This window comes from Herbaspirillum sp. Her4 (genome assembly GCF_057961335.1).
Genome location: NZ_CM176330.1, coordinates 5535921 through 5555141 on the forward strand (window position 1 = coordinate 5535921; position 19221 = coordinate 5555141).

Below are 19221 nucleotides of genomic sequence, written 5' to 3' on the forward strand. Positions count from 1 at the left end.
CTTGATGGTTGAATGCGTGCTCAGGCCTTGCCCTGCACGGTGGCCACGTGCTGCCAGCGCAGCATGGAATGCATGATCTGCTTGAGGATCCAGTCGGCCAGGAAACCCAGCAGGCCGATGCTGATCATGGCAGCGATCACCAGGTCATAGCGCAGGAAGTAATACGAATCCCACAGCGCATAGCCGAGCCCGCTCTTGACGGCCACCATCTCGGCGGTGACGGTGAGCATCCAGGCGCTGCCGATGCCGATGCGCAGGCCCGCAAAGATGCTGGGCATGGCCGCCGGCAGGATCACGAAACGCAGCAACTGGCTCTGCTTTGCACCGGCCATGGCGGCTGCGCGCAGCAGATTGCGGTCGGCGGTTTTGACGCCGTGGACGGTATTCATCAGGATCGGGAAGAAGGCCCCCAGGAACACCAGGAAGATGGCCGGCTTGTTGGCGATGCCGAACCAGATGATGGCCAGCGGAATCCACGACACCGGCGGAATCGGCCGCAGCATCTGCACCGTCGGTTCGATGGTGCGCTCGACCCAGCGCCACCAGCCGATGGCCACGCCCAGGGCGATGCCCGAGAGCGCCGCGATGAGGTAGCCGGCGGTCACGCGCAGGCAGCTGGCCATGGCGTCGTAGATCCATTTGCCGCTGCTGTCCTGGGCCGCTTCATTGATGCCGAAGATCCAGTCCATCCAGGTGGCGAACACCCGCGAGGGTGCCGGCAGCAGCGACGCCGGAATCACGCCCGAGCGGGAGAAGGCCTCCCAGAACAGCACCAGCAACAGCGGCACCGCAAAGCGCCACTTGGCTTCCGACAGGGATTGTTTCCATCCGCTCATGATGATTCCTTCAATGCTGTGGGGTGCTGGATCAATAACCCAGTTCGGTCTTGGGCTTGCCGGTCACGCTCATCAGGAAGCTGTAGTCCATGTTCTTCTCGGCCAGCGCAGACACATCGGTAGAAACGTATTTCAGGTCCTTCATCATCCCGGCGATGGCCTTGGTTTGCGTGCGGTACATGCGGTAGTCGGGATAGGCATTGTTGAGGGCTTCGGTGGCGATCTTGGGATCGAGGCCGGTGCCCTTGACGATGCTGTTGATCCAGCCCTGCTTGTCCTTCTGCAGGCCATCCACCAGCCTGACCACGGCGGCCACGGTTTCCTTGACCTCGGCCGGATGCTCCTTGATGACATCCGAACGGGTGACGATCAGGTTGGTCAGACGCCCCGCCGCCTGGTCATACGGATACGCAAAATGCTTGCCAACCCCGGTCATGCGGATCTGCGACGCGAAGGGTTCGACCGAGCAGATCAGTTCCACCTCGCCGCGCGAGAGTGCGGCGGCGTGGTCCGAGGGATTGGGGATGTTGACGAACTGCACGTCCTTGGACGGATCGATGCCGTGGCCGGCCAGTTCGCCGCGCATGTGCAGGTCCTGCGCATTGCCGCGCGAGGCGGCGATGCGGAAGGGCTTGTCTTCGGCCTTGTATTGCGCGATCAGCTTCTTGAGGCCGGCCCAGTCATCCGAGGCCAGCTTGCTGTCCTTGCCGACCAGCATCTCCGAACCGCCGTTGACCTGGCCCGACACGGCCACCAGGTCAAAGCCCTTGTCCAGACCGCTGACGTAGGCCAGGTAGGTGACCTGGGCGATGTCCACGCTCTTGGAGACCAGCGCAGTCAGCGCATCGCTGCCGGCGGTGAAGTTGATGCCTTCGATCTCCACGTTCTGCGCCAGCCCCGGCACCATGGCCATGGACATGCAATGCGCACACTTGGCATAGGCCAGCTTGATCTTGGGCTTGGCCTGGGCCATGGCCGAACCGGCGCCCAAGGTACTGCAGGCCACGAGGCTGGCCAGGGCAAGCGCCTTGAAGAACAGGCCGGAGGGGGACTTGCGGACTTGCTGTTGCATGGTTTTCTCCCAGGTGGACAATCGGAACGAATTATTTTGTGACAATCCTGTTTTCTATTGCCACCGTTTATGCAAAGCCTGTGCCAGCTTGAAAAACGCCCGTCGCACGGTTTGGGAAATCGTCCCAAATCCCTTTTGCAACGGGCTTTTCCATAGAATTTTCCGACTTCAATTGCCGACGAGAAACGAGAGCGCACGCACCAAAGCAATCCAATCCAGCCAAGCCGGAGCACAAATCCGCCCCGCAAGAGTGCAACATTCATTACCCCATTTTGTGACAATCCATTCCCACAATTTTCCGCTATCATGGCGGGCAAACCCATGTCATCACAGAGACCCATGCGCCCGACTTCCGCCAGCAGCCCCCGCAAGAAAACCAGCAAGCACGAGCATCCGGACACCAGCCCCCTGCCCGGCCAGGCCTTCAGCGTGCGCCCGCTGGCCGGCGACGCCATCTATGAGCGCATCGTCGGGGCCATCATGGAACACCGCCTCACGCCGGGCACCAAGCTGGTCGAGGAGAAGCTGGCCGGCATCTTCAGCGTGAACCGTACGCGGGTGCGCGAGGTGCTGGCGCGGCTGGCGCATGAGGGCCTGATCACGACCATCCCCAATCGCGGCGCCTTCGTGGCCAGCCCCACGCCGGAAGAGGCGCGCAACATCTTTGCCGCGCGCCGCCTGCTGGAACCGGCGCTGCTGCGCCACCTGTGCGAGCACACGCGGCCCGAGCACATCGCGCTGTTGCGCGCCCACGTGGCCGAAGAAGCGCAGGCCCGCGCCAGCAATGACCGGCGCGCCATCATCCGGCTCTCGGGCGAATTCCACATCCGTATCGCCGACATGGTGGACAACCCGGTGATGAGCAAGATGATGCGCGAGCTGGCATCGCTGACCTGTCTCATCATCGTGCTGTACGATTCGCCGACGGTGCCGGCCTGCACCCACGACGACCATGGCGACATCATCGACGCCATCTCCGCCGGCCGCACCGAAGACGCCGTGGCGACCATGCTGGCGCACCTGCACCACATTGAAAGCGTGCTCGACATGTCCGCGCCGCAGGGCGAGGACGAAGATCTGGAGGCATTGCTGGGCATGGTGTAAGGCAACACACGGCGCCCATCACCAATGGAGGAGACACCATGCAAGACGCAAGCCAGGACCTGTTGCTGCGCCATGACGCCCAGGGCATCACCACCCTCACCCTGAACCGGCCGGCGCAATTCAATGCGCTCTCCGAAGCGATGCTGGAGGCCTTGCAGGCACAGCTCGATGCGCTGGCGCAGGACCCGCAGGTACGCTGCGTGATCCTGGCCGCCAACGGCCGCGCCTTCTGCGCCGGCCATGACCTGCGCGAGATGCGCGCCACGCCCGAGCAGGCGTATTACCAGCAATTGTTTGATCGTTGCAGCCACCTGATGCAGTCCTTGCGCGCGCTGCCGGTGCCGGTCATCGCCAAGGTACAGGGACTGGCCACGGCGGCCGGCTGCCAGCTGGTGGCCGCCTGCGACCTGGCGGTGGCCAGCGAGGGCGCGCGCTTTGCGGTCTCGGGCATCAACGTCGGTTTGTTCTGTTCCACCCCGGCGGTGGCCTTGACGCGCAACCTGCCGATCAAGCGCGCCTTCGAGATGCTGGTGACCGGCAAATTCATCGATGCCGACACCGCCGCGCAATGGGGACTCATCAACCAGGCGGTGCGTGCGGATGAACTCGATGCGGCCACCGAAGCGCTGGCGCGCGAGATCTGCAGCAAGCCTGCCATCTCGATTGCGCGCGGCAAGGCCATGGCGTACCGCCAGCAGATGATGGCGCTGCCCGATGCCTATGCGCATGCAGCCGAGGTGATGGCCTGCAACATCATGGATGCGGAGGCGATGGAGGGGATACAGGCGTTTCTGGAGAAGCGGCCGCCGCGGTGGGAATGAGCTGGCGCTTCTTTATGTGAAGTTTACGGGACCGGGTTCAAGTTTTACCAGGATTAAACGCCGGCGATTCTAAGCTTGCGGCTCTTCAACCCACGGAGCCACCAGCATCATGAATCGCCGCACCCAACAACACATCCAGGATCCCGCAAAGCAAGACATGGCACCGCTGGGCCAGCGTCGACTGCGCAATGCGCAACTGGCCGGTCTCGCCACCCTGGCCGCCGCCGGCGCGCTGCTGGCCATCGCCGTGATCGCTCCGGCCCAGGCGCAGGAAGCCGCACCCACCACCCCGGAGGCCAGCGCCTCCCCGCTGCACCTGGCCGGCAACATCGGCATCGTCAGCCAGTACGTTTTCCGTGGCACTACCCAGACCAACCAGAAACCGGCCCTGCAAGGCGGCTTCGACCTGACCCATGACAATGGCCTCTATGCCGGTGTCTGGATGTCCAACATCAGCTGGATCTCGGATACCAACCCGGCCGCCTCCGCCAGCCTCGAAGCCGATGTCTACGGCGGCTGGAAACCGGCACTCACCGACTGGCTCACCGGCGACATCGGCGTGCTGCACTACGCCTATCCCGGCAGCTATCCGGCCGGCATGACCAAACCCGATACCACCGAGGTCTACCTCGGCGTGGATGCCAAGTGGATCGCCTTCAAGTATTCGTACAGCACCGGCAATACCTTCGGCAATGCCGATACGCGCGGCAGCACCTATGCCGACCTGTCCGTGACACATGAACTCTTCGCCGGCATCACCGGACTGGCCCACATCGGCCGCCAGCGCTATACCGGCTCCAATGCTTCCAACCTCTCCTATACCGACTGGAAGCTGGGCCTCACGCGCGACTTCTCCGGCTACGTGCTGGGGCTGGCCTGGACCGGCAGCAATGCGCCCGACGCCGGCTACACCCTGCGTGGCAAGAACATCGGCAGCAACCAGTGGATCGCTTCGGTCAACAAGAGCTTCTGAGCCCTGTCCGTCTTCTGACAAGACAACATCACAAGGAGGTGCATCATCATGCGTAGCCGTCTGCACTGGAAACGTGGCGAGGATCGCCTCCACCCGCTCTCGCCACGCCATCTGTTCCTGCGTACCGCACAGCGCCGCCGCTATCGCTGCGTGCTGGTGGCGCTGCTGATCTTCGTGCTGTGCGCCAGCATCGCGCCGCTCACACAGGCCGTCGCGCCCTACCGCGCGCCCGAAGACTACGGCCCCTCGCGGCAGGCCCTGCAGCATCGCGACGAGTGCCGACAGCAGATCAGTGCCTTCATGCCCGGCAAGATCGAGAGCGAGGAATTCGTGGCTCGCACCGACCACGAATACTTCCGCTACGTGGTGCGCCATGCCCTGCGGGAAGTTCTCTTCATCTGCGATGCACGCACCGGGCAGATCCGCCGCCAGATTGATATCTGGGGGGATCTTTAGGTTCATATCGCGCTAGAACCGCCGTCCGGCGGGCATTCCCTTGCTGAGCGCACAGCCGGGCTGGACAATCAGGCGGGCTGACGGCAAGATGCGGCATCCTTATCGATGCCCCTACTGACCGACCTGCCCATGCAAGCCGACTACGCCACCATCCTGCAGTGGATCTACCTGTTCAATTCCCTGGCCCAGCTGGCCCTGAAGCAACTGGGCCGACGCCGCAAGGCGCGCGCGCTGGAACAGCGCTTCCGCGCTGCGCAGACCGCCGAATGGCGCAACACCGCACCTGACTTCATGAACACGCGGCTCGGTACACCCCATGCCCAGGAGACGCGCGAAGACGGCACCCTGCTCTATCGCTGGCGTGGTGAGCGGCACTGGCTGGAAGCGCTCTATCGCGAAGGCCGCTGCGAGAGCGTGGAGGTTTCCGATCATCTGGAAGAAAGCTTCCCGACCGTCAATACCTATTTCAACTGCGCCGTGCTGGCCGCCCTGGTCTGCGCCTGGAAATTCTCGGGACTGGCCGATGCGCCGGAGTTGCCGGTGGCCGCTGCGGGCAAGCAATACCTGGCCAACTTCATCGTCTTTCTGGCCGGGGCGTGGCTGCTCTCGTTCGTGCTCAAGCGCCAGCGTCTGCTGCTCAATCTGGGCTGCATCGTGATGGTGGTACTGGCCCTGCCGCTGCTGAACTGGCCCTGAGGCCGGTTCACTGCAGTTTCATTCGGCCACCACATCGGCTACCCGATAGCCCACGCCGATCTCGGTAAGGATGTGTACAGGCTGGGCCGCATCGCGTTCCAGTTTCTGGCGCAGGCGCTGCATGTAGATGCGCAGGTAGTGGCCATCCTCCGCATGCGAAGGTCCCCATCCGGCCACCAGCAACTGGCGGTGCGTGATGACGCGCCCGGCATCGCGCAGCAGGGTGGCCAGCAGACGATATTCGATCTGCGTCAGATGCAGCGCCTCGCCGTTGCGGCTCACGCTGCGGGCCGGCAGGTCCACCACCACATCCCCAAGCCGATAGCGCCCGCTGGACTGCCCTGCGCCTGAGGCGCGCGCATGGCGGCGCAATTGCGCGCGCATGCGGGCCAGCAGCTCGGGCATGCCGAAGGGCTTGACCAGGTAGTCGTCGGCACCGGCGTCGAGGGCTTCCACCTTCTCGGACTCCTGCGTGCGGGCCGAGAGGATCACGATGGGCACGCTGCTCCAGTTGCGGATCTCGCTGATGACCTGCTTGCCGTCGCCATCGGGCAGACCGAGGTCGAGGATGATGAGGTCGGGCTTGCGGGTCCCGGCTTCGGTGACGCCTTCACGTGCGCTCTTGGCTTCGTGGACGATGAAGCCCTCCTGTTCGAGCGCACTCCTGACCAGTTTGCGGATGTGCGGATCATCTTCGATGAAGACGATGTTGCCTGCGTGTTCTTGCATGGGGTGTCCTTATTCCTCCGGCAGGGCGGGTTGCGTTTCCACCGGCAGCATGAAGCAGACGGTCGCGCCCTGCCCGGCTTCCTGCGGCGCGATCCAGATGCGGCCCTGGTGCGCCTCGATGATGGCGCGGCAGATCGCCAGGCCCAGGCCGACGCCGGGGGTGGACGATTCATTGTCGCCGCGCGTGAATTTTTCAAAGGCGTGCTGCGTCATGGCCGGCGGGAAGCCGCGCCCATGGTCGCTCACGCACACCTTGACCTGGGGCTGGCCATCGCTTTCTTCCACATGCGCACTGATGGCAATGGGGCTGCCGGCGGGCGAATACTTGATGGCGTTTTCCACCAGGTTGGCCAGCACGCGTTCCAGCAATACCGCATCGACGCGCAACAGCGGCAGGTCGGGTGCGATGCGCGTTTCCACCTGGCGTCCTTCCAGTGCTTTGGAGAGCAGGCGCAGGGCCGAGCCGGTCAACTCTTCCAATGCATTCCATTGGCGATTCAAGGTCACCACGCCTGCCTGCAGGCGCGCCATGTCCAGCAGGTTGTTCATCAGCCCGACCATCTTCTGCGACTGTTCGCTGATGGTGCGCGCCATGGCGCGGGCATCCTCATCCAGGCGCTCGTTGGCGGCCAGCACGTCGGCACTGCCCACCAGCGAGGTCAGCGGCGTGCGCAGATCATGCGAGATGGCCGAGAGCAGCGAATTGCGCAGGCGTTCCGATTCCATGGTCACCAGCGCATCCTGGGCCACCTCGGCATAGTGCAGGCGCTCGATGGCCATGGCGATCTGCGAGCAGAAAATTTCCAGCATCTGGCGGTTCTCGGGCAGGGCCAGTTGCGCGGCAGCCAGCTGGCGCTCCTCTTCACTGGCGCCTTCGATGGCAAAGGCCAGCACGCCACGCGTGCGCATGGTGGCCGTCAGCGGCAGGTACAGCGCCGCTGCCGAGGGCAAGGTGGCCGTGCCCTTGCCGGCGGCCTGGCCGTTGTCGTAGACCCATTGCGCCACGCCCGCGTCCACGCTTTTGAGGACGTGCGGACCGCCGCTGTCCTGCTCGGGCTCGGCCAGGCGCAACTGGTCGGCGCTGTCGGGCAGGAAGAAGGCGATGCGCGCCCCGAACACGGCGGCCAGATGGCGGCGGCCGATTTCCAGGATCTGGTCCAGCGTCAGCAGCGCCGACAATTCCTTGCCCAGCATGTAGAGATTGGCGGCGCGTCCTTCGCGCTGCATGGCCACGCTGGCCTGGCGGCGCAGGCGCGCCGTGAGCGAGCTGATGAACAGCGACACCGCCAGCATCACGGCCAGCGTCAGCAGGTACTGCGCGTCCGACACCGTGATGGAAAAACGCGGATCGACGAAGAAGAAATCAAAGGACAACACGGACAGCACCGACACCAGCGCCGAAGCCGCGCGGCCATAGCGCATCGCCACCAGCATCACACCGACGAGGTACAGCATGATGACGTTGGCCGGATGCAGCTTGCCATCGAGCACGAAGGCCAGCGTCGTGGTGGCCATGCAACTGGCCACGGCCCACAGCGTGCCACGCGTACGGCGGCGGCGCGTGAGCAGGGCTTCGGCGGCGCTGGCCGCACTGTCGGTGCGGGCCTGTTCCTGCTGCACGCGGGTGCGGCTGCGGGCGATGGTGTAGAGGTCGATCTCGCCACCGCTACGCGCGATGCGCTGGGCCAGAGTGCCGCGCGGCCAGCGCAGCAAGTGGCGCAGGCCGCCCTCCTCCTGGCCGATCACCAGCTTGCCGGCATTGCGGCTGCGGGCGAATTGCAGCAACGCGGCGGACAATTCCTCACCGCTGATGCTGGCCGTTTCCGCGCCCAGGGATTGCGCCAGTTTCAGATAGGAGACCACGCGTTCGCGCGCCTCCATCGCCTGACGCTGGCCCGACAGGTCGACGTGAACCGCCAGCCATTCGGCCTGCAGCTTGGCGGCCAGGCGGGCCGCTTCGCGGATCAGGCGTTCCTCGCCGGCACCGCTGCCGACCGCCACCACGATGCGCTCGCGCGCCTGCCACAGCTGGGCGATGGAGCGGTCGGCGCGGTACTGGCGCATGTCGGCATCGACGCGGTCGGCCGTCCGGCGCAAGGCAATCTCGCGCAGCGCGATCAGGTTGCCCTTGCGGAAGAAGTTGCGCCCGGCCTTCTCGGCCTGCTGCGGCAGGTAGACCTTGCCCTGCTGCAGGCGGGCCAGCAATTCATCGGGCGGAATATCCACCAGCATGACATCGTCGGCGTCATCGAAGACATGATCGGGCACCGTCTCGAAGACGCGGATACCGGTGATCTGGCCGACCACGTCGTTGAGACTTTCGATGTGCTGCACGTTGAGGGTGGTGTAGACATCGATGCCGGCACGCAGCAGTTCGTCGATGTCCTGCCAGCGCTTGGCATGGCGCGAGCCGGGCACGTTGGAGTGCGCCAGTTCGTCGACCAGGATCACGCCGGGCTTGCGCTCCAGTGCGGCATCCAGGTCGAACTCGGGCAGCTGGCGATCACGGTAGGGCACCATGCGCATGGGCAGGCGCGCGAGGCCGGCAAGCTGGGCCTCGGTCTCGGCGCGGCCATGGGTCTCGACCACGCCGGCGATCACGTCCGTGCCTTGCGCGACCAGCGCCTGGGCGGCTTCCAGCATGGCGAAGGTCTTGCCGACACCGGCCGAGAAGCCGAAGAAGATCTTCAGGCGGCCGCGCGCCTGGCGCTCTTCGTCGCGCATCACGCGTTCCAGCAGGTCGTCGGGATCGGGGCGGGTGTTCATATCGGGCGTTCAGGGTTGCTGCATTGTAGTGGCAAAAAGCCGGTGGCACGCGGGTTGCGTGCCACCGGCCATCCTGCAGACAGCGAAGGGCTTACTTGGCCGCTTCCGTCTTGGGCATGGGTGCGGCCGCATCCAGCGCCAGGTTCAGCTTGAGCACATTGACGCGCGGTTCACCGAACAGACCCCACTGCGGGGCCTCGCTGTTGACGCGCACCAGCGCACGCACCTGCTCCACCGTGATGCCACGCGCACGGGCGACGCGACCGGCCTGGTACTCGGCCGCGGCCGGGCTGATGTGCGGATCCAGGCCGCTGGCCGAGGCCGTCAGCAAGTCAATGGGAATCGCACCCTTGTTGTCCGGATCGGCTTCCTGCAAGGCCTTGGCGCGGTCTTCAGCGGCCTGCTTCAGGGCCGGGTTGGTCGGACCCAGGTTGCTGCCGCCGGAGGCCATGCCATTGTTGGGGAAGGTACCAGCGGCCGAGGGGCGGCCCCAGAAATAAGCCGGACTGGTGAAGTTCTGGCCGATCAGTTCCGAGCCGACCACTTGGCCCTGGCGTTCGATCAGGCTGCCATTGGCCTGCTGCGGGAAGAAGGCTTGCGCCAGACCGGTCACCAGCAACGGATACAGGCCGCCCAGCAACACGCCCAACAGGATGAAAAGCGTGATGGCCGGACGCAGCGGATGGGGAGTCGAGGTTTTCATGTGACTTTCCTTGAGAGTCGTAATCGGGTTCAGACCAGACCGAAGGCGGTCAGCAGCAGGTCGATCAGCTTGATGCCCACGAACGGCACCAGCAAGCCACCCACGCCATAGATCAGCAGGTTGCGGCGCAGGAGCACGGCCGCACCCAGCGCGCGATAGCGCACGCCACGCAGGGCCAGCGGGATCAGTCCCACGATCACCAGCGCATTGAAGATCACCGCCGACATGATGGCCGAATCGGGACTGGTCAGGCGCATCACGTTGAGCGCGCCCAGCTGCGGATAGTTGGCCACGAACATGGCCGGAATGATGGCGAAGTACTTGGCCACGTCATTGGCGATGCTGAAGGTGGTGAGACTGCCGCGGGTCATCAGCATCTGCTTGCCGATCTCGACGATCTCGATCAGCTTGGTCGGATTGGAATCGAGGTCGACCATGTTGCCGGCTTCCTTGGCCGCCTGGGTGCCGCTGTTCATGGCCACGGCCACGTCGGCCTGAGCCAGCGCCGGGGCGTCGTTGGTGCCGTCGCCGGTCATGGCCACCAGCTTGCCTTCGGCCTGATGCTGGCGGATCAGGGCCAGCTTCTGTTCCGGCGTGGCTTCGGCCAGGAAGTCATCGACCCCCGCTTCAGCGGCGATGGCCGCGGCGGTCAGGCGGTTGTCGCCGGTGATCATGATGGTCTTGATGCCCATGCGGCGCAGTTCGCCGAAGCGCTCCTTGATGCCGCCCTTGACGATGTCCTTCAGCTCCACCGTACCGAGGATGCGGATAGGTGCGCCCTGGTTGATGACGGCCGCCTCGTTGTTCCATTCGATCACCACCAGCGGTGTGCCGCCACGGCGGGCGATGGCTTCCACATCGCTTTCCACCTGGGCCGGCAGGCGCTGGTCGGCCGAGCGCACCAGCTTGCGGATGGCGTCGGCAGCGCCCTTGCGGATGCGGCGGTTGCCGATGTCGATGCCGGAGACACGGGTCTGGGCCGAGAACGGAATGAATTCCGCGCCCAGGTTGGCCATCTCGCGTTCGCGCAGGTTGAATCGGTTCTTGGCCAGCACCACGATGCTGCGGCCTTCCGGCGTTTCATCGGCCAGCGAGGCCAGTTGGGCGACATCGGCCAGTTCTCGCTCGGCCACGCCCGGTGCCGGCATGAAGGCGGCGGCCTGGCGGTTGCCGAGCGTGATGGTGCCGGTCTTGTCCAGCAGCAGCACGTCGACGTCACCGGCGGCTTCCACCGCGCGGCCGGAGGTGGCGATCACGTTGGCCTGCATCATGCGGCTCATGCCGGCCACGCCGATGGCCGAGAGCAGGCCGCCGATGGTGGTCGGGATCAGGCACACCAGCAGGGCGATCAGCGCCGTCACCGTGACCGGCGAGCCAGCACCGGCGGCAGTGACCGAGAAGATCGAGAACGGCAGCAGGGTCACCGTCACCAGCAGGAACACCAGCGTCAGTGCCACCAGCAGCAGGGTCAGCGCCAGTTCGTTGGGGGTCTTCTGGCGACGTGCGCCTTCGACCATGGCGATCATGCGATCCAGGAAAGCTTCACCCGGATTGACCGAGACGCGTACCACGATCCAGTCCGACAGCACGCGCGTGCCGCCGGTGACGGCCGAGAAGTCGCCGCCGGATTCGCGGATCACCGGGGCCGATTCACCGGTGATGGCGCTCTCGTCGACAGTGGCCACGCCTTCGATGACGTCGCCATCGGCGGGTACCGTATCGCCTGCTTCGATGAGCACCAGGTCACCTTTGCGCAGGCTGCCGCCTTCGACCACTTCGCACTGGGCGGCGGCTGCGGCCACGCCACCGCGTGTCTGGTCGCTGCTGCGCAGCTTCTTGGCCATCACGCTCTTCTTGACGCCACGCAGGGCGGCGGCTTGCGCCTTGCTGCGGCCTTCGGCCAGGGCTTCGGCGAAGTTGGCGAAGAGCACCGTGAACCACAGCCAGGCAGCGACGGCGAAGATGAAGCCCGCCGGGGCTTCACCCTTGCCGGTGATGGCCTGGATGAACAGCAGCGTGGTCAGGATGCTGCCGAGGTAGACCACGAACATCACCGGATTGCGCCATTGCACGCGCGGCGACAGCTTGCGGAAGGAATCGGCCAGGGCCGGCTTGACGATCTTGGGATCGAACATCCAGCGCGCAGTCTGCGCGGCGGAAGGAATGGCATCGGCCGGCACGGCTTGTGTGCTGCTGGCCGGAGTATTGCTGGAAGGGGTAGTCATAAGGGTATCCGTTGCGGGTTGCTCCACCGGGCGCAGTGCCCGGCGGAATCCATCCAATCATTTACATCGCCATCATCTGCAGGTGCTCGACCACCGGTCCCAGCGCCAGCGCCGGCACATAGGTCAGGGCACCGACCAGGATCACCGCGCCGATCAGCAGCGCCACGAACAGCGGGCCATGCGTGGGCAGGGTGCCGGAGGTGGCGGCCAGGCGCTTCTTGCCGGCCAGCGAACCGGCCATGGCCAGCACCGGCACGATGATGCCGAAGCGGCCCAGCCAGGTGCAGATGCCGGTGGTGATGTTGTAGTACGGCGTGTTGGCCGAGAGCCCGGCGAAGGCGCTGCCGTTGTTGTTGGCGGCCGAGCTGAATGCGTAAAGGATTTCCGAGAATCCGTGCGCACCGGGGTTGGCGATACCGGCCAGGCCTGCCTCCACCATCACCGACAGGGCCGTGAAGATCAGCACCAGCGCCGGGGTCATGAGGATGGCGATGGACATCATCTTCATGTCGAACACGCCGATCTTCTTGCCCAGGTATTCAGGCGTACGGCCGATCATCAGGCCCGCGATGAACACCGCCAGCACCGCAAAGATCAGCATGCCGTACAGGCCCGAACCGACCCCGCCGAACACCACTTCACCCAGCTGCATCTGCAGCATCGGCACCAGTCCGCCCAGCGGCGAGAGCGAGTCATGCATGGCATTGACCGCACCGCAGGACGCGGCCGTGGTGATGGAGGCGAACAGCGCCGAGGCCGGGATGCCGAAGCGGGTCTCCTTGCCTTCCATCATGCCGGGGCCGGAAGCGTGCAGCGAAGCGAGCATGGGATTGGGTTGCGACTCGGCGTACATCAGCACCAGCGTCAACACCACGAACAGGATCGTCATCGAGGCGAGGATGGCCCAGCCCTGGCGACGGTCGCCGACCAGCACACCGAAGCTGGTGCACAGTGCTGCCGGGATGATGAGGATGGCCAGCATCTGCAGGAAGTTGGTCAGCGGCGTCGGGTTCTCATACGGGTGCGCCGAGTTGGCGTTGAAGAAGCCACCACCGTTGGTACCGATCATCTTGATGGCTTCCTGCGATGCCACCGGGCCCATGGGCAGGGTCTGCTTGTCGGTGCTCTGCGCTTCGGTCACCGGTTCGCCCTTGGCATCTTTCAGGGGCTGGCCTGCGGCATCCAGCTTGGGCACGGTGTAGTTGGTCACTTCCAGCGTCTTCACGTCCTGATACGCACGGAAGTTCTGGATGCTGCCCTGCTGCACCAGTACCAGCGCGAACACCACCGACAGCGGCAGCAGCACGTACAGCGTGCTGCGGGTCATGTCGACCCAGAAGTTGCCGATGCCCTTGCTGCTGTGACGGGCGAAGCCACGGATCAGGGCGAAGGCGATGGCGATCCCGGTGGCGGCAGACAGGAAGTTCTGCACGGCCAGTGCGGCCATCTGGGTCAGGTAGCTCATGGTGGCTTCACCCACGTAGCCCTGCCAGTTGGTGTTGGTGACGAAACTGAGCGCCGTGTTGAAGGAGGAGTCCGGGCTGACGTTGGCCAGCGCGGCCGGGTTCAGCGGCAGCCATTGCTGCACGCGCTGCAGCAGGTAGACCACGATCAGGCCCAGGAAATTGAACAGCACGGCCGCGATGGCGTACTGCTTCCAGTCCATCTCGTGCTCGCGGCTGATGCCGCAGAGGCGATAGAAGACGCGCTCGATGCCGCCGAAGAGACGGTTCACGCGGGACTTGCCTTCCATCACGCGGGCCATGTACCAGCCCAGCGGCAGGGAGAGGACCAGCAGGACGGCCAGGTAGAGGCCGAGCTGGAAATAATTGTTGCTGTCCATGTCAGAAATCCTCCGGCTTGATCAGGGCGTAGACCAGGTACAGCAGGAGGGCGATGGAGACCACCAGCCCCAGCAGATACATGAGGTTCATTTCTTCTCCCCTTCCTGCCGTTCCAGACGGCTGCAAAGGGCGATGAAGGCCCACATCGAGAGGCCGCAGACGAGCAGCATGCCTATGTAGAGAAAATCCGTTTGCAACATTTCCCACTCCATTGTTGACGTTGTTGTTCGCTTCCAGGGACGGAAAACGAGACAGTCGAACGATAGGGAAAGCAGCATCAAATCCCGGTAAATGTTTGGCGCAGGAGCGTAAACAAACCGTAAATGAGACGGAGCGGCTCGTCAGCAATGACGAGTCCGGAGAGAGAAAGAAGGGAAAGGAAGGAAAGCGGAAACCGGGCGCGATCGCGCCCGGCGGATCAGACGTCTCCCGCGCGTCCCAGCTCGACGCGGTTCTTGCCCAGGCGCTTGGCGGCGTACATGGCCTTGTCGGCCATGGACAGCAGTTCCTCGGGGCCGACTTCGCCGTCCAGGTTGGGCTGGTAGACCGCCACGCCGATACTGCTGGAGATGTTGACGGTGGAGTGCGTCAGCTGGAAGGGTTCGCGGATGGTATTGAGGATCTTCTGCGCCACCATCAGCGCGTCTTCCTGGGTCTGCAGGTTTTCCAGGATCACCACGAATTCGTCACCGGCCAGGCGGGCCACGGTATCGACATCGCGCACCGAGCGTTGCAGGCGGCGTGCGAACTCCACCAGCAGTTCGTCGCCGGCCTCGTGGCCGTAGCGGTCATTGACGCCCTTGAAACCATCGATGTCCATGAAGAACAGCGCCAGCAACTGGTCGGCCCGGCGCGCCCGCATCATGCCCTCGGGCAGGCGGTCGCTGAAGGCGCGGCGGTTGGGCAGGCTGGTCAGCACGTCGGTCAGGGCCAGCTCGCGCATCTGGTCGCGGAAGGCCAGGCGCTCGGTGATGTCGTGCAGGAAGGCGATGAACAGGTGGCCGCTCTGGCGCTTGACGTGGCCGACCGTGATCTCGATGGGCAGCTCGTGGCCATCGTGATGCTGGGCTTGCAGCTCGATGCGGTTGTTGATGACGACGCTGGTGCCATCCTTGAGGAATTGCGCCATGCCGCGATTGTGGGCCGCACGCATGTCCGGCGGAATGATCAGTTCGGCCATGTCGCGTCCCATGGCCTGGTCGCGCGGCCAGCCCAGCAGCAGTTCGGCCTGGCGGTTCCATTCGACCACGCGGCCCTGTTCGTCAGCGGCGATGAAGGCATCCTGGGCGTTTTCCAGGATGGCGCGCAGTTCGGCGGCGCTCTCTTCCAGCTGGATCTGGTTGGCCTGCTGCTGGTCCAGCGCTTCCTGCAAGGCACTGGCGGTCTCGTGCAGGCGGCTGGTGCGCTCGGCCACGCGCTGCTCCAGGCTTTCGTTGAGGGAGCGCACTTCGCGCAGGTAGGTCTCTTCGCGCTCGACCATGTTGACCAGGGTCGAGGACAGCAGCTGGATCTCGCGGTAGCTGTTCACCTGCGGAATGGGCACGTCGCCACGGCCCGCGGCACGCTGCTCCAGCGCGGCCGACAGCGCGTTGATGGGGGCCACCAGACGACGCGCGAGGAAGAAGGCCAGCAGTACCAGGATCGCCCCGGAGAGCGCACCGACCACGATCACCCGCTTTTCCAGATCACGGAAGGCCTGCAGCGCCACGGTCTCGGGCTGGCGCACGATCACGCTCCAGTGCAGCTTCATGCCGCCCTTGTCGCCCGTGCGGGCATAGCCGCTGACGTAACGGCGGCCATCGGGCCAGGTCTCGATCAGCGAGCCGCCATTGTCGCTGCCTTGCGCAGCGCGCACGCTGGCGGTATCGAGCTTGGTCTCTTCCATGCCCTTGGGGCCGAGGATGACGGTGCCATCGTCGCGCACGATGATGACGTCGACGTCATAGCGGTTGCCGGCCGGGTCGAGCAGCTTGGCGGCGATGTCGCGCGCCCAGGACCACGACAGATGCAGGCCGACCACGCCGAGGTAATGGCCGTTCAGATCATGCACCGGGGCCGAGAGGTCGACGAAACGCCAGGGATTGGATTGCGGCGGCAGCTTCTGCGCCAGCAGCACGGCCGGATGGAAGTCGGCGCTGTACTCGCCCTTGCTGCCTTCCTGGAACCAGGGGCGCTGCGCCACGCTGGCCCCTTCCAGCAAGCCGTTGGTGGCCACCTGCACGATGCCCTCGGGATTGGCCAGGCCGATCCAGGCGTAATGCGGCACGTTGGCCTGCAGTTCGTTGAAGACCCGGCGGATGCGCGGCAGATCGCGGCCGGAACGGACCGACGGCCGCTGTACCAGCAGGCGCAGGTCGATTTCGCGCTCCTTCATGCCGCGCTCCAGCGCATCCTGCATCTGCCAGGCCAGCTGCTTCATGCGCGTTTCACTTTCGGAACGCGCATAGCCGCGCGTGAACTGATCCACCAGGATCAGTACCGACACGGTCGTGATGAGCACGGTAATGACCACCCCCAGCGTAATCAGCGACGACAGATTGGGCGGGGATGGGGCTTTATTCTTGTTCAATTCAGACAAAATTGCGACGCGGCTTGATGCATGACGGCTCCCCTGTGAACCGCATAGGTTTACGGCATCTTGCCAGAACAGCTATGGTTTTTCATCGCATTTCCAGAAAAACTTCGAGAATTTTTTTCTACGGCAAAAAACTCATCAATCCTCTCGATTCAAAGTGGAGACAAAAGCGATAAAAGAGCGCAATAAGCCTCATTTCCTGTCAAACGGGAAATGCAAAAAGACAACGGAGGGCGAGGCTTGGTGAGGATCTTCGCCCTCCGCCAGTGGCGGCGCGCACACCCGCAGTGCCGGCAGCGCAGAGGATGGCAATGCAGAAAGGACGAGCAGCCCGTCAGACCCCGGCACAAACGCCATCGGCACGCGGATCGGTCGCCCCTTCGATCAGCCCGTCCGGATGCACGCACACGGCACCGGCGTGACCCATCATGTCGGTGTAGTCCTCCACCACCTGCACTTCATGGCCGGCCTGGCGCAGGGCGTCGATGGTGGCGGCCGGCACCCGCCCTTCCACCTTCAGGTTGGTGGAGACATCGCCCCAGGTGCGGCCCAGCAGCCAGCGCGGTGCGCTCACGGCCGCCTGCAGGTTCTGGCCGAACAGCACGTGACGCGTGAAGACCGCTGCCTGGGTCTGCGGCTGCCCTTCACCGCCCATGGTGCCGTAGGCCAGGGTGCGGCCATCGTTGAGGCGTGCCAGCGAGGGGTTCAGTGTATGGAAGGGCAGCTTGCCCGGTTGCAGCTGGTTGGCCCCGTCATCCAGGGTGAAGCTGGCCCCCCGGTTCTGCCACACGATGCCGGTGTCGGGCACCACCACGCCGCTGCCGAATTCCCAGAAGATGCTCTGGATGTAGCTCACCACGCGGCCTTGCGCGTCGGCGGCGCCCATCCAGATGGTGTCGCCCGGCTTGGCCGGATGCGGCCAGGGGGCGGCGCGCTGCATGTCGATCTCTTTGGCTTCCCGGTCCAGCGCCTCGGCCAGCAGCCAGTGCGCGGCATCCACGCTCATGTGGGCCGGATCGGTGACGTGCTGGTTGCGCAGAATGAAGGCGCGCTTGGTGGCTTCCACCAGACCGTGGATGTGGTCGAAGCCTTCGGCCTGCGTGATGCCGAGACGATCGAACAGGCCGATGATCATCAGGGCCGAGACGCCCTGTGTCGGTGGTGGCAGGTTGTAGACGCGGCCTGACGTTAACTGCACCATCAGCGGCTTGACCACTTGCGCGCGGAAGGCTTCCAGGTCGCTGCGGCGCACCGGGCTGCCCGCCGCTTCCAGGCCTGCAGCAAGGCGTTGCGCGAGATCGCCGCGATAGAAATCATCCAGACCGGCCTCGGCCAGGCGCGACAGGCTGTCCGCCAGGGCTGACTGTTTCAGCACCTTGCCTTGGGCCGGGATGCCGTCGGCGGCATAGGTGGCGGCAAAGCCGGGCTGGTCTTTGAGCTCGTCCCACTTGTCGCGGGTCAGTTCATGTTGCGAGCGGGTGATGGGCACACCGTTCTTCGCATGGCGGATGGCATCGGCCAGCAGCACCGGCAGCGGCAGCGCGCGGCCGTAGCGGCGCGCATGCTCCAGTGCCGCGGCCCAGCCACCGACCGCACCGGCCACCGTCAGCGCCGCATGCGGCCCGCGCGTGGGCACGGCGCTGTGGCCGTGCTGTGCATAGAACTCCTTGGTCGCCAGCGCCGCCGAGGGACCGCAGGCACGAATGGCCACCGGTTCCTGCCCCGGTTCGCTGATGACCCAGAAGCCATCGCCGCCGATGCCGTTCATGTGCGGATAGACCACGGCGATGGCGGCCGCGGCCGCGACCATCGCTTCGACCGCATTGCCACCCTCGCGCAGGATCTGCGCACCCGCCTGCGCGGCCAGGTGATGGGGAGCGGTGACCATTCCGCCCAGACAGGTCTTGCTGTACAACATGGCTGACTCCTGATGTTCTTGTCGAGATGAAAAAACTGCTGCGAGGATGATACCTGCGGATGGCCGGGCTTTCAGGCGGCCGGCGCTTTGGGCGCATCCATCCACGATACGTGCGCGGCCACGATGCGCCAGCCTTGCGGGCAACGCAGCCAGGTGTGGCTCTGGCGGCCGATGCGCGGTTCACCCTCGCGCGTGAATTCGGTATCGGCCACCGCATAGTCCCGGCCATATGTGGTGATGACGGTGGCGCGCAGGCTGCGCATCAGGTTCTTCGGTGAACGTCCCTGACGGAAGGCGCGGATGGCCTCGGTGCCGACCAGATTCTCGGTGGCACCGTAGCGCACGGTGTGCGGGCCGTCGAGAAACAGTTCATCGAGAACTTCGACCTGGTTGGTGGTGAGCGCGACTTCGTAGCGTGCAAACGCCTGGCGTACTTCGGCCACCACGTCGGGCAGGTTGATGGCGTAAGGACGGGTCGATTCCATGTGCAATCCTTGCTGTGA

Annotated in this window: 16 protein-coding genes; 5 read left to right on the forward strand and 11 right to left on the reverse strand. The window is 64.8% G+C overall.

Annotated features, from left to right (window positions below):
- Window positions 1-20: 20 nt before the first annotated feature.
- Window positions 21-836, reverse strand: coding sequence for an ABC transporter permease (locus tag ACWFUC_RS25025; protein WP_034330553.1), 816 nt, complete (start codon window positions 834-836; stop codon window positions 21-23).
- Between the two features lie 31 nt (window positions 837-867).
- The gene (locus ACWFUC_RS25030; protein WP_489623713.1) at window positions 868-1908 is read right to left on the reverse strand and encodes an ABC transporter substrate-binding protein; all 1041 of its coding nucleotides are present in this window, start codon (window positions 1906-1908) and stop codon (window positions 868-870) included.
- A 339-nt stretch (window positions 1909-2247) separates the two neighbouring features.
- Between ACWFUC_RS25030 and ACWFUC_RS25035 the strand changes: the two genes are divergently transcribed.
- The 5 genes from ACWFUC_RS25035 (at window position 2248) to ACWFUC_RS25055 (ending at window position 5958) form a co-directional block, all read left to right on the forward strand.
- Window positions 2248-3012 carry a GntR family transcriptional regulator gene (locus ACWFUC_RS25035; RefSeq protein WP_085946179.1) on the forward strand — a complete coding sequence of 255 codons (765 nt, stop codon included), beginning with the start codon at window positions 2248-2250 and terminating at the stop codon, window positions 3010-3012.
- A gap of 38 nt (window positions 3013-3050) precedes the next feature.
- Window positions 3051-3833 (forward strand): enoyl-CoA hydratase, encoded by a 783-nt coding sequence (locus tag ACWFUC_RS25040; protein WP_489623714.1) that lies wholly within the window; start codon window positions 3051-3053, stop codon window positions 3831-3833.
- A 109-nt stretch (window positions 3834-3942) separates the two neighbouring features.
- Complete coding sequence (locus ACWFUC_RS25045) at window positions 3943-4806, forward strand: TorF family putative porin (protein WP_489623715.1); 864 nt, start codon at window positions 3943-3945, stop codon at window positions 4804-4806.
- Between the two features lie 48 nt (window positions 4807-4854).
- Entirely contained in the window at window positions 4855-5262 is a 408-nt protein-coding gene (locus ACWFUC_RS25050) for a hypothetical protein (RefSeq protein WP_209567561.1), read from the forward strand.
- A gap of 105 nt (window positions 5263-5367) precedes the next feature.
- The gene (locus ACWFUC_RS25055; RefSeq protein WP_489637393.1) at window positions 5368-5958 is read left to right on the forward strand and encodes a hypothetical protein; all 591 of its coding nucleotides are present in this window, start codon (window positions 5368-5370) and stop codon (window positions 5956-5958) included.
- A gap of 18 nt (window positions 5959-5976) precedes the next feature.
- Here the strand turns inward: ACWFUC_RS25055 and ACWFUC_RS25060 are convergent, their stop codons facing one another.
- The 9 genes from ACWFUC_RS25060 to hpxZ form a co-directional block, all read right to left on the reverse strand.
- On the reverse strand, window positions 5977-6687 hold the full coding sequence (locus tag ACWFUC_RS25060; protein ID WP_039787013.1) for a response regulator: 711 nt from the start codon (window positions 6685-6687) through the stop codon (window positions 5977-5979).
- 9 nt (window positions 6688-6696) lie between these two features.
- Window positions 6697-9453, reverse strand: a complete 2757-nt coding sequence (locus ACWFUC_RS25065) for a DUF4118 domain-containing protein (RefSeq protein WP_489623716.1) — start codon at window positions 9451-9453, stop codon at window positions 6697-6699.
- Between the two features lie 91 nt (window positions 9454-9544).
- Complete coding sequence (gene kdpC / locus ACWFUC_RS25070) at window positions 9545-10156, reverse strand: potassium-transporting ATPase subunit KdpC (protein WP_121043713.1); 612 nt, start codon at window positions 10154-10156, stop codon at window positions 9545-9547.
- Window positions 10157-10185: 29 nt separating this feature from the next.
- Window positions 10186-12381, reverse strand: coding sequence for a potassium-transporting ATPase subunit KdpB (gene kdpB, locus ACWFUC_RS25075; RefSeq protein WP_121043716.1), 2196 nt, complete (start codon window positions 12379-12381; stop codon window positions 10186-10188).
- Between the two features lie 61 nt (window positions 12382-12442).
- Window positions 12443-14224 (reverse strand): potassium-transporting ATPase subunit KdpA, encoded by a 1782-nt coding sequence (kdpA, locus tag ACWFUC_RS25080; protein WP_039787004.1) that lies wholly within the window; start codon window positions 14222-14224, stop codon window positions 12443-12445.
- 1 nt (window position 14225) lies between these two features.
- Window positions 14226-14315, reverse strand: coding sequence for a K(+)-transporting ATPase subunit F (gene kdpF, locus ACWFUC_RS25085; protein WP_017452361.1), 90 nt, complete (start codon window positions 14313-14315; stop codon window positions 14226-14228).
- 328 nt (window positions 14316-14643) lie between these two features.
- Window positions 14644-16794, reverse strand: a complete 2151-nt coding sequence (locus ACWFUC_RS25090; protein ID WP_489623717.1) for a diguanylate cyclase domain-containing protein — start codon at window positions 16792-16794, stop codon at window positions 14644-14646.
- Window positions 16795-17134: 340 nt separating this feature from the next.
- Window positions 17135-18718 (reverse strand): gamma-glutamyltransferase family protein, encoded by a 1584-nt coding sequence (locus ACWFUC_RS25095; RefSeq protein WP_489623718.1) that lies wholly within the window; start codon window positions 18716-18718, stop codon window positions 17135-17137.
- A 71-nt stretch (window positions 18719-18789) separates the two neighbouring features.
- Window positions 18790-19203 (reverse strand): oxalurate catabolism protein HpxZ, encoded by a 414-nt coding sequence (gene hpxZ, locus ACWFUC_RS25100; protein ID WP_121043726.1) that lies wholly within the window; start codon window positions 19201-19203, stop codon window positions 18790-18792.
- Window positions 19204-19221 lie beyond the last annotated feature (18 nt).

Coding starts and splice junctions, on each gene's coding strand:
- ACWFUC_RS25025 (WP_034330553.1), bottom strand. CDS start 836: ATGAGCGGATGGAAACAATCCCTGTCGGAAGCCAAGTGGCGCTTTGCG.
- ACWFUC_RS25055 (WP_489637393.1), top strand. CDS start 5,368: ATGCCCCTACTGACCGACCTGCCCATGCAAGCCGACTACGCCACCATC.
- kdpB (WP_121043716.1), bottom strand. CDS start 12,381: ATGACTACCCCTTCCAGCAATACTCCGGCCAGCAGCACACAAGCCGTG.
- kdpC (WP_121043713.1), bottom strand. CDS start 10,156: ATGAAAACCTCGACTCCCCATCCGCTGCGTCCGGCCATCACGCTTTTC.
- ACWFUC_RS25050 (WP_209567561.1), top strand. CDS start 4,855: ATGCGTAGCCGTCTGCACTGGAAACGTGGCGAGGATCGCCTCCACCCG.
- ACWFUC_RS25040 (WP_489623714.1), top strand. CDS start 3,051: ATGCAAGACGCAAGCCAGGACCTGTTGCTGCGCCATGACGCCCAGGGC.
- ACWFUC_RS25030 (WP_489623713.1), bottom strand. CDS start 1,908: ATGCAACAGCAAGTCCGCAAGTCCCCCTCCGGCCTGTTCTTCAAGGCG.
- ACWFUC_RS25065 (WP_489623716.1), bottom strand. CDS start 9,453: ATGAACACCCGCCCCGATCCCGACGACCTGCTGGAACGCGTGATGCGC.
- ACWFUC_RS25060 (WP_039787013.1), bottom strand. CDS start 6,687: ATGCAAGAACACGCAGGCAACATCGTCTTCATCGAAGATGATCCGCAC.
- hpxZ (WP_121043726.1), bottom strand. CDS start 19,203: ATGGAATCGACCCGTCCTTACGCCATCAACCTGCCCGACGTGGTGGCC.
- ACWFUC_RS25035 (WP_085946179.1), top strand. CDS start 2,248: ATGCGCCCGACTTCCGCCAGCAGCCCCCGCAAGAAAACCAGCAAGCAC.
- kdpA (WP_039787004.1), bottom strand. CDS start 14,224: ATGGACAGCAACAATTATTTCCAGCTCGGCCTCTACCTGGCCGTCCTG.
- kdpF (WP_017452361.1), bottom strand. CDS start 14,315: ATGAACCTCATGTATCTGCTGGGGCTGGTGGTCTCCATCGCCCTCCTG.
- ACWFUC_RS25045 (WP_489623715.1), top strand. CDS start 3,943: ATGAATCGCCGCACCCAACAACACATCCAGGATCCCGCAAAGCAAGAC.
- ACWFUC_RS25095 (WP_489623718.1), bottom strand. CDS start 18,718: ATGTTGTACAGCAAGACCTGTCTGGGCGGAATGGTCACCGCTCCCCAT.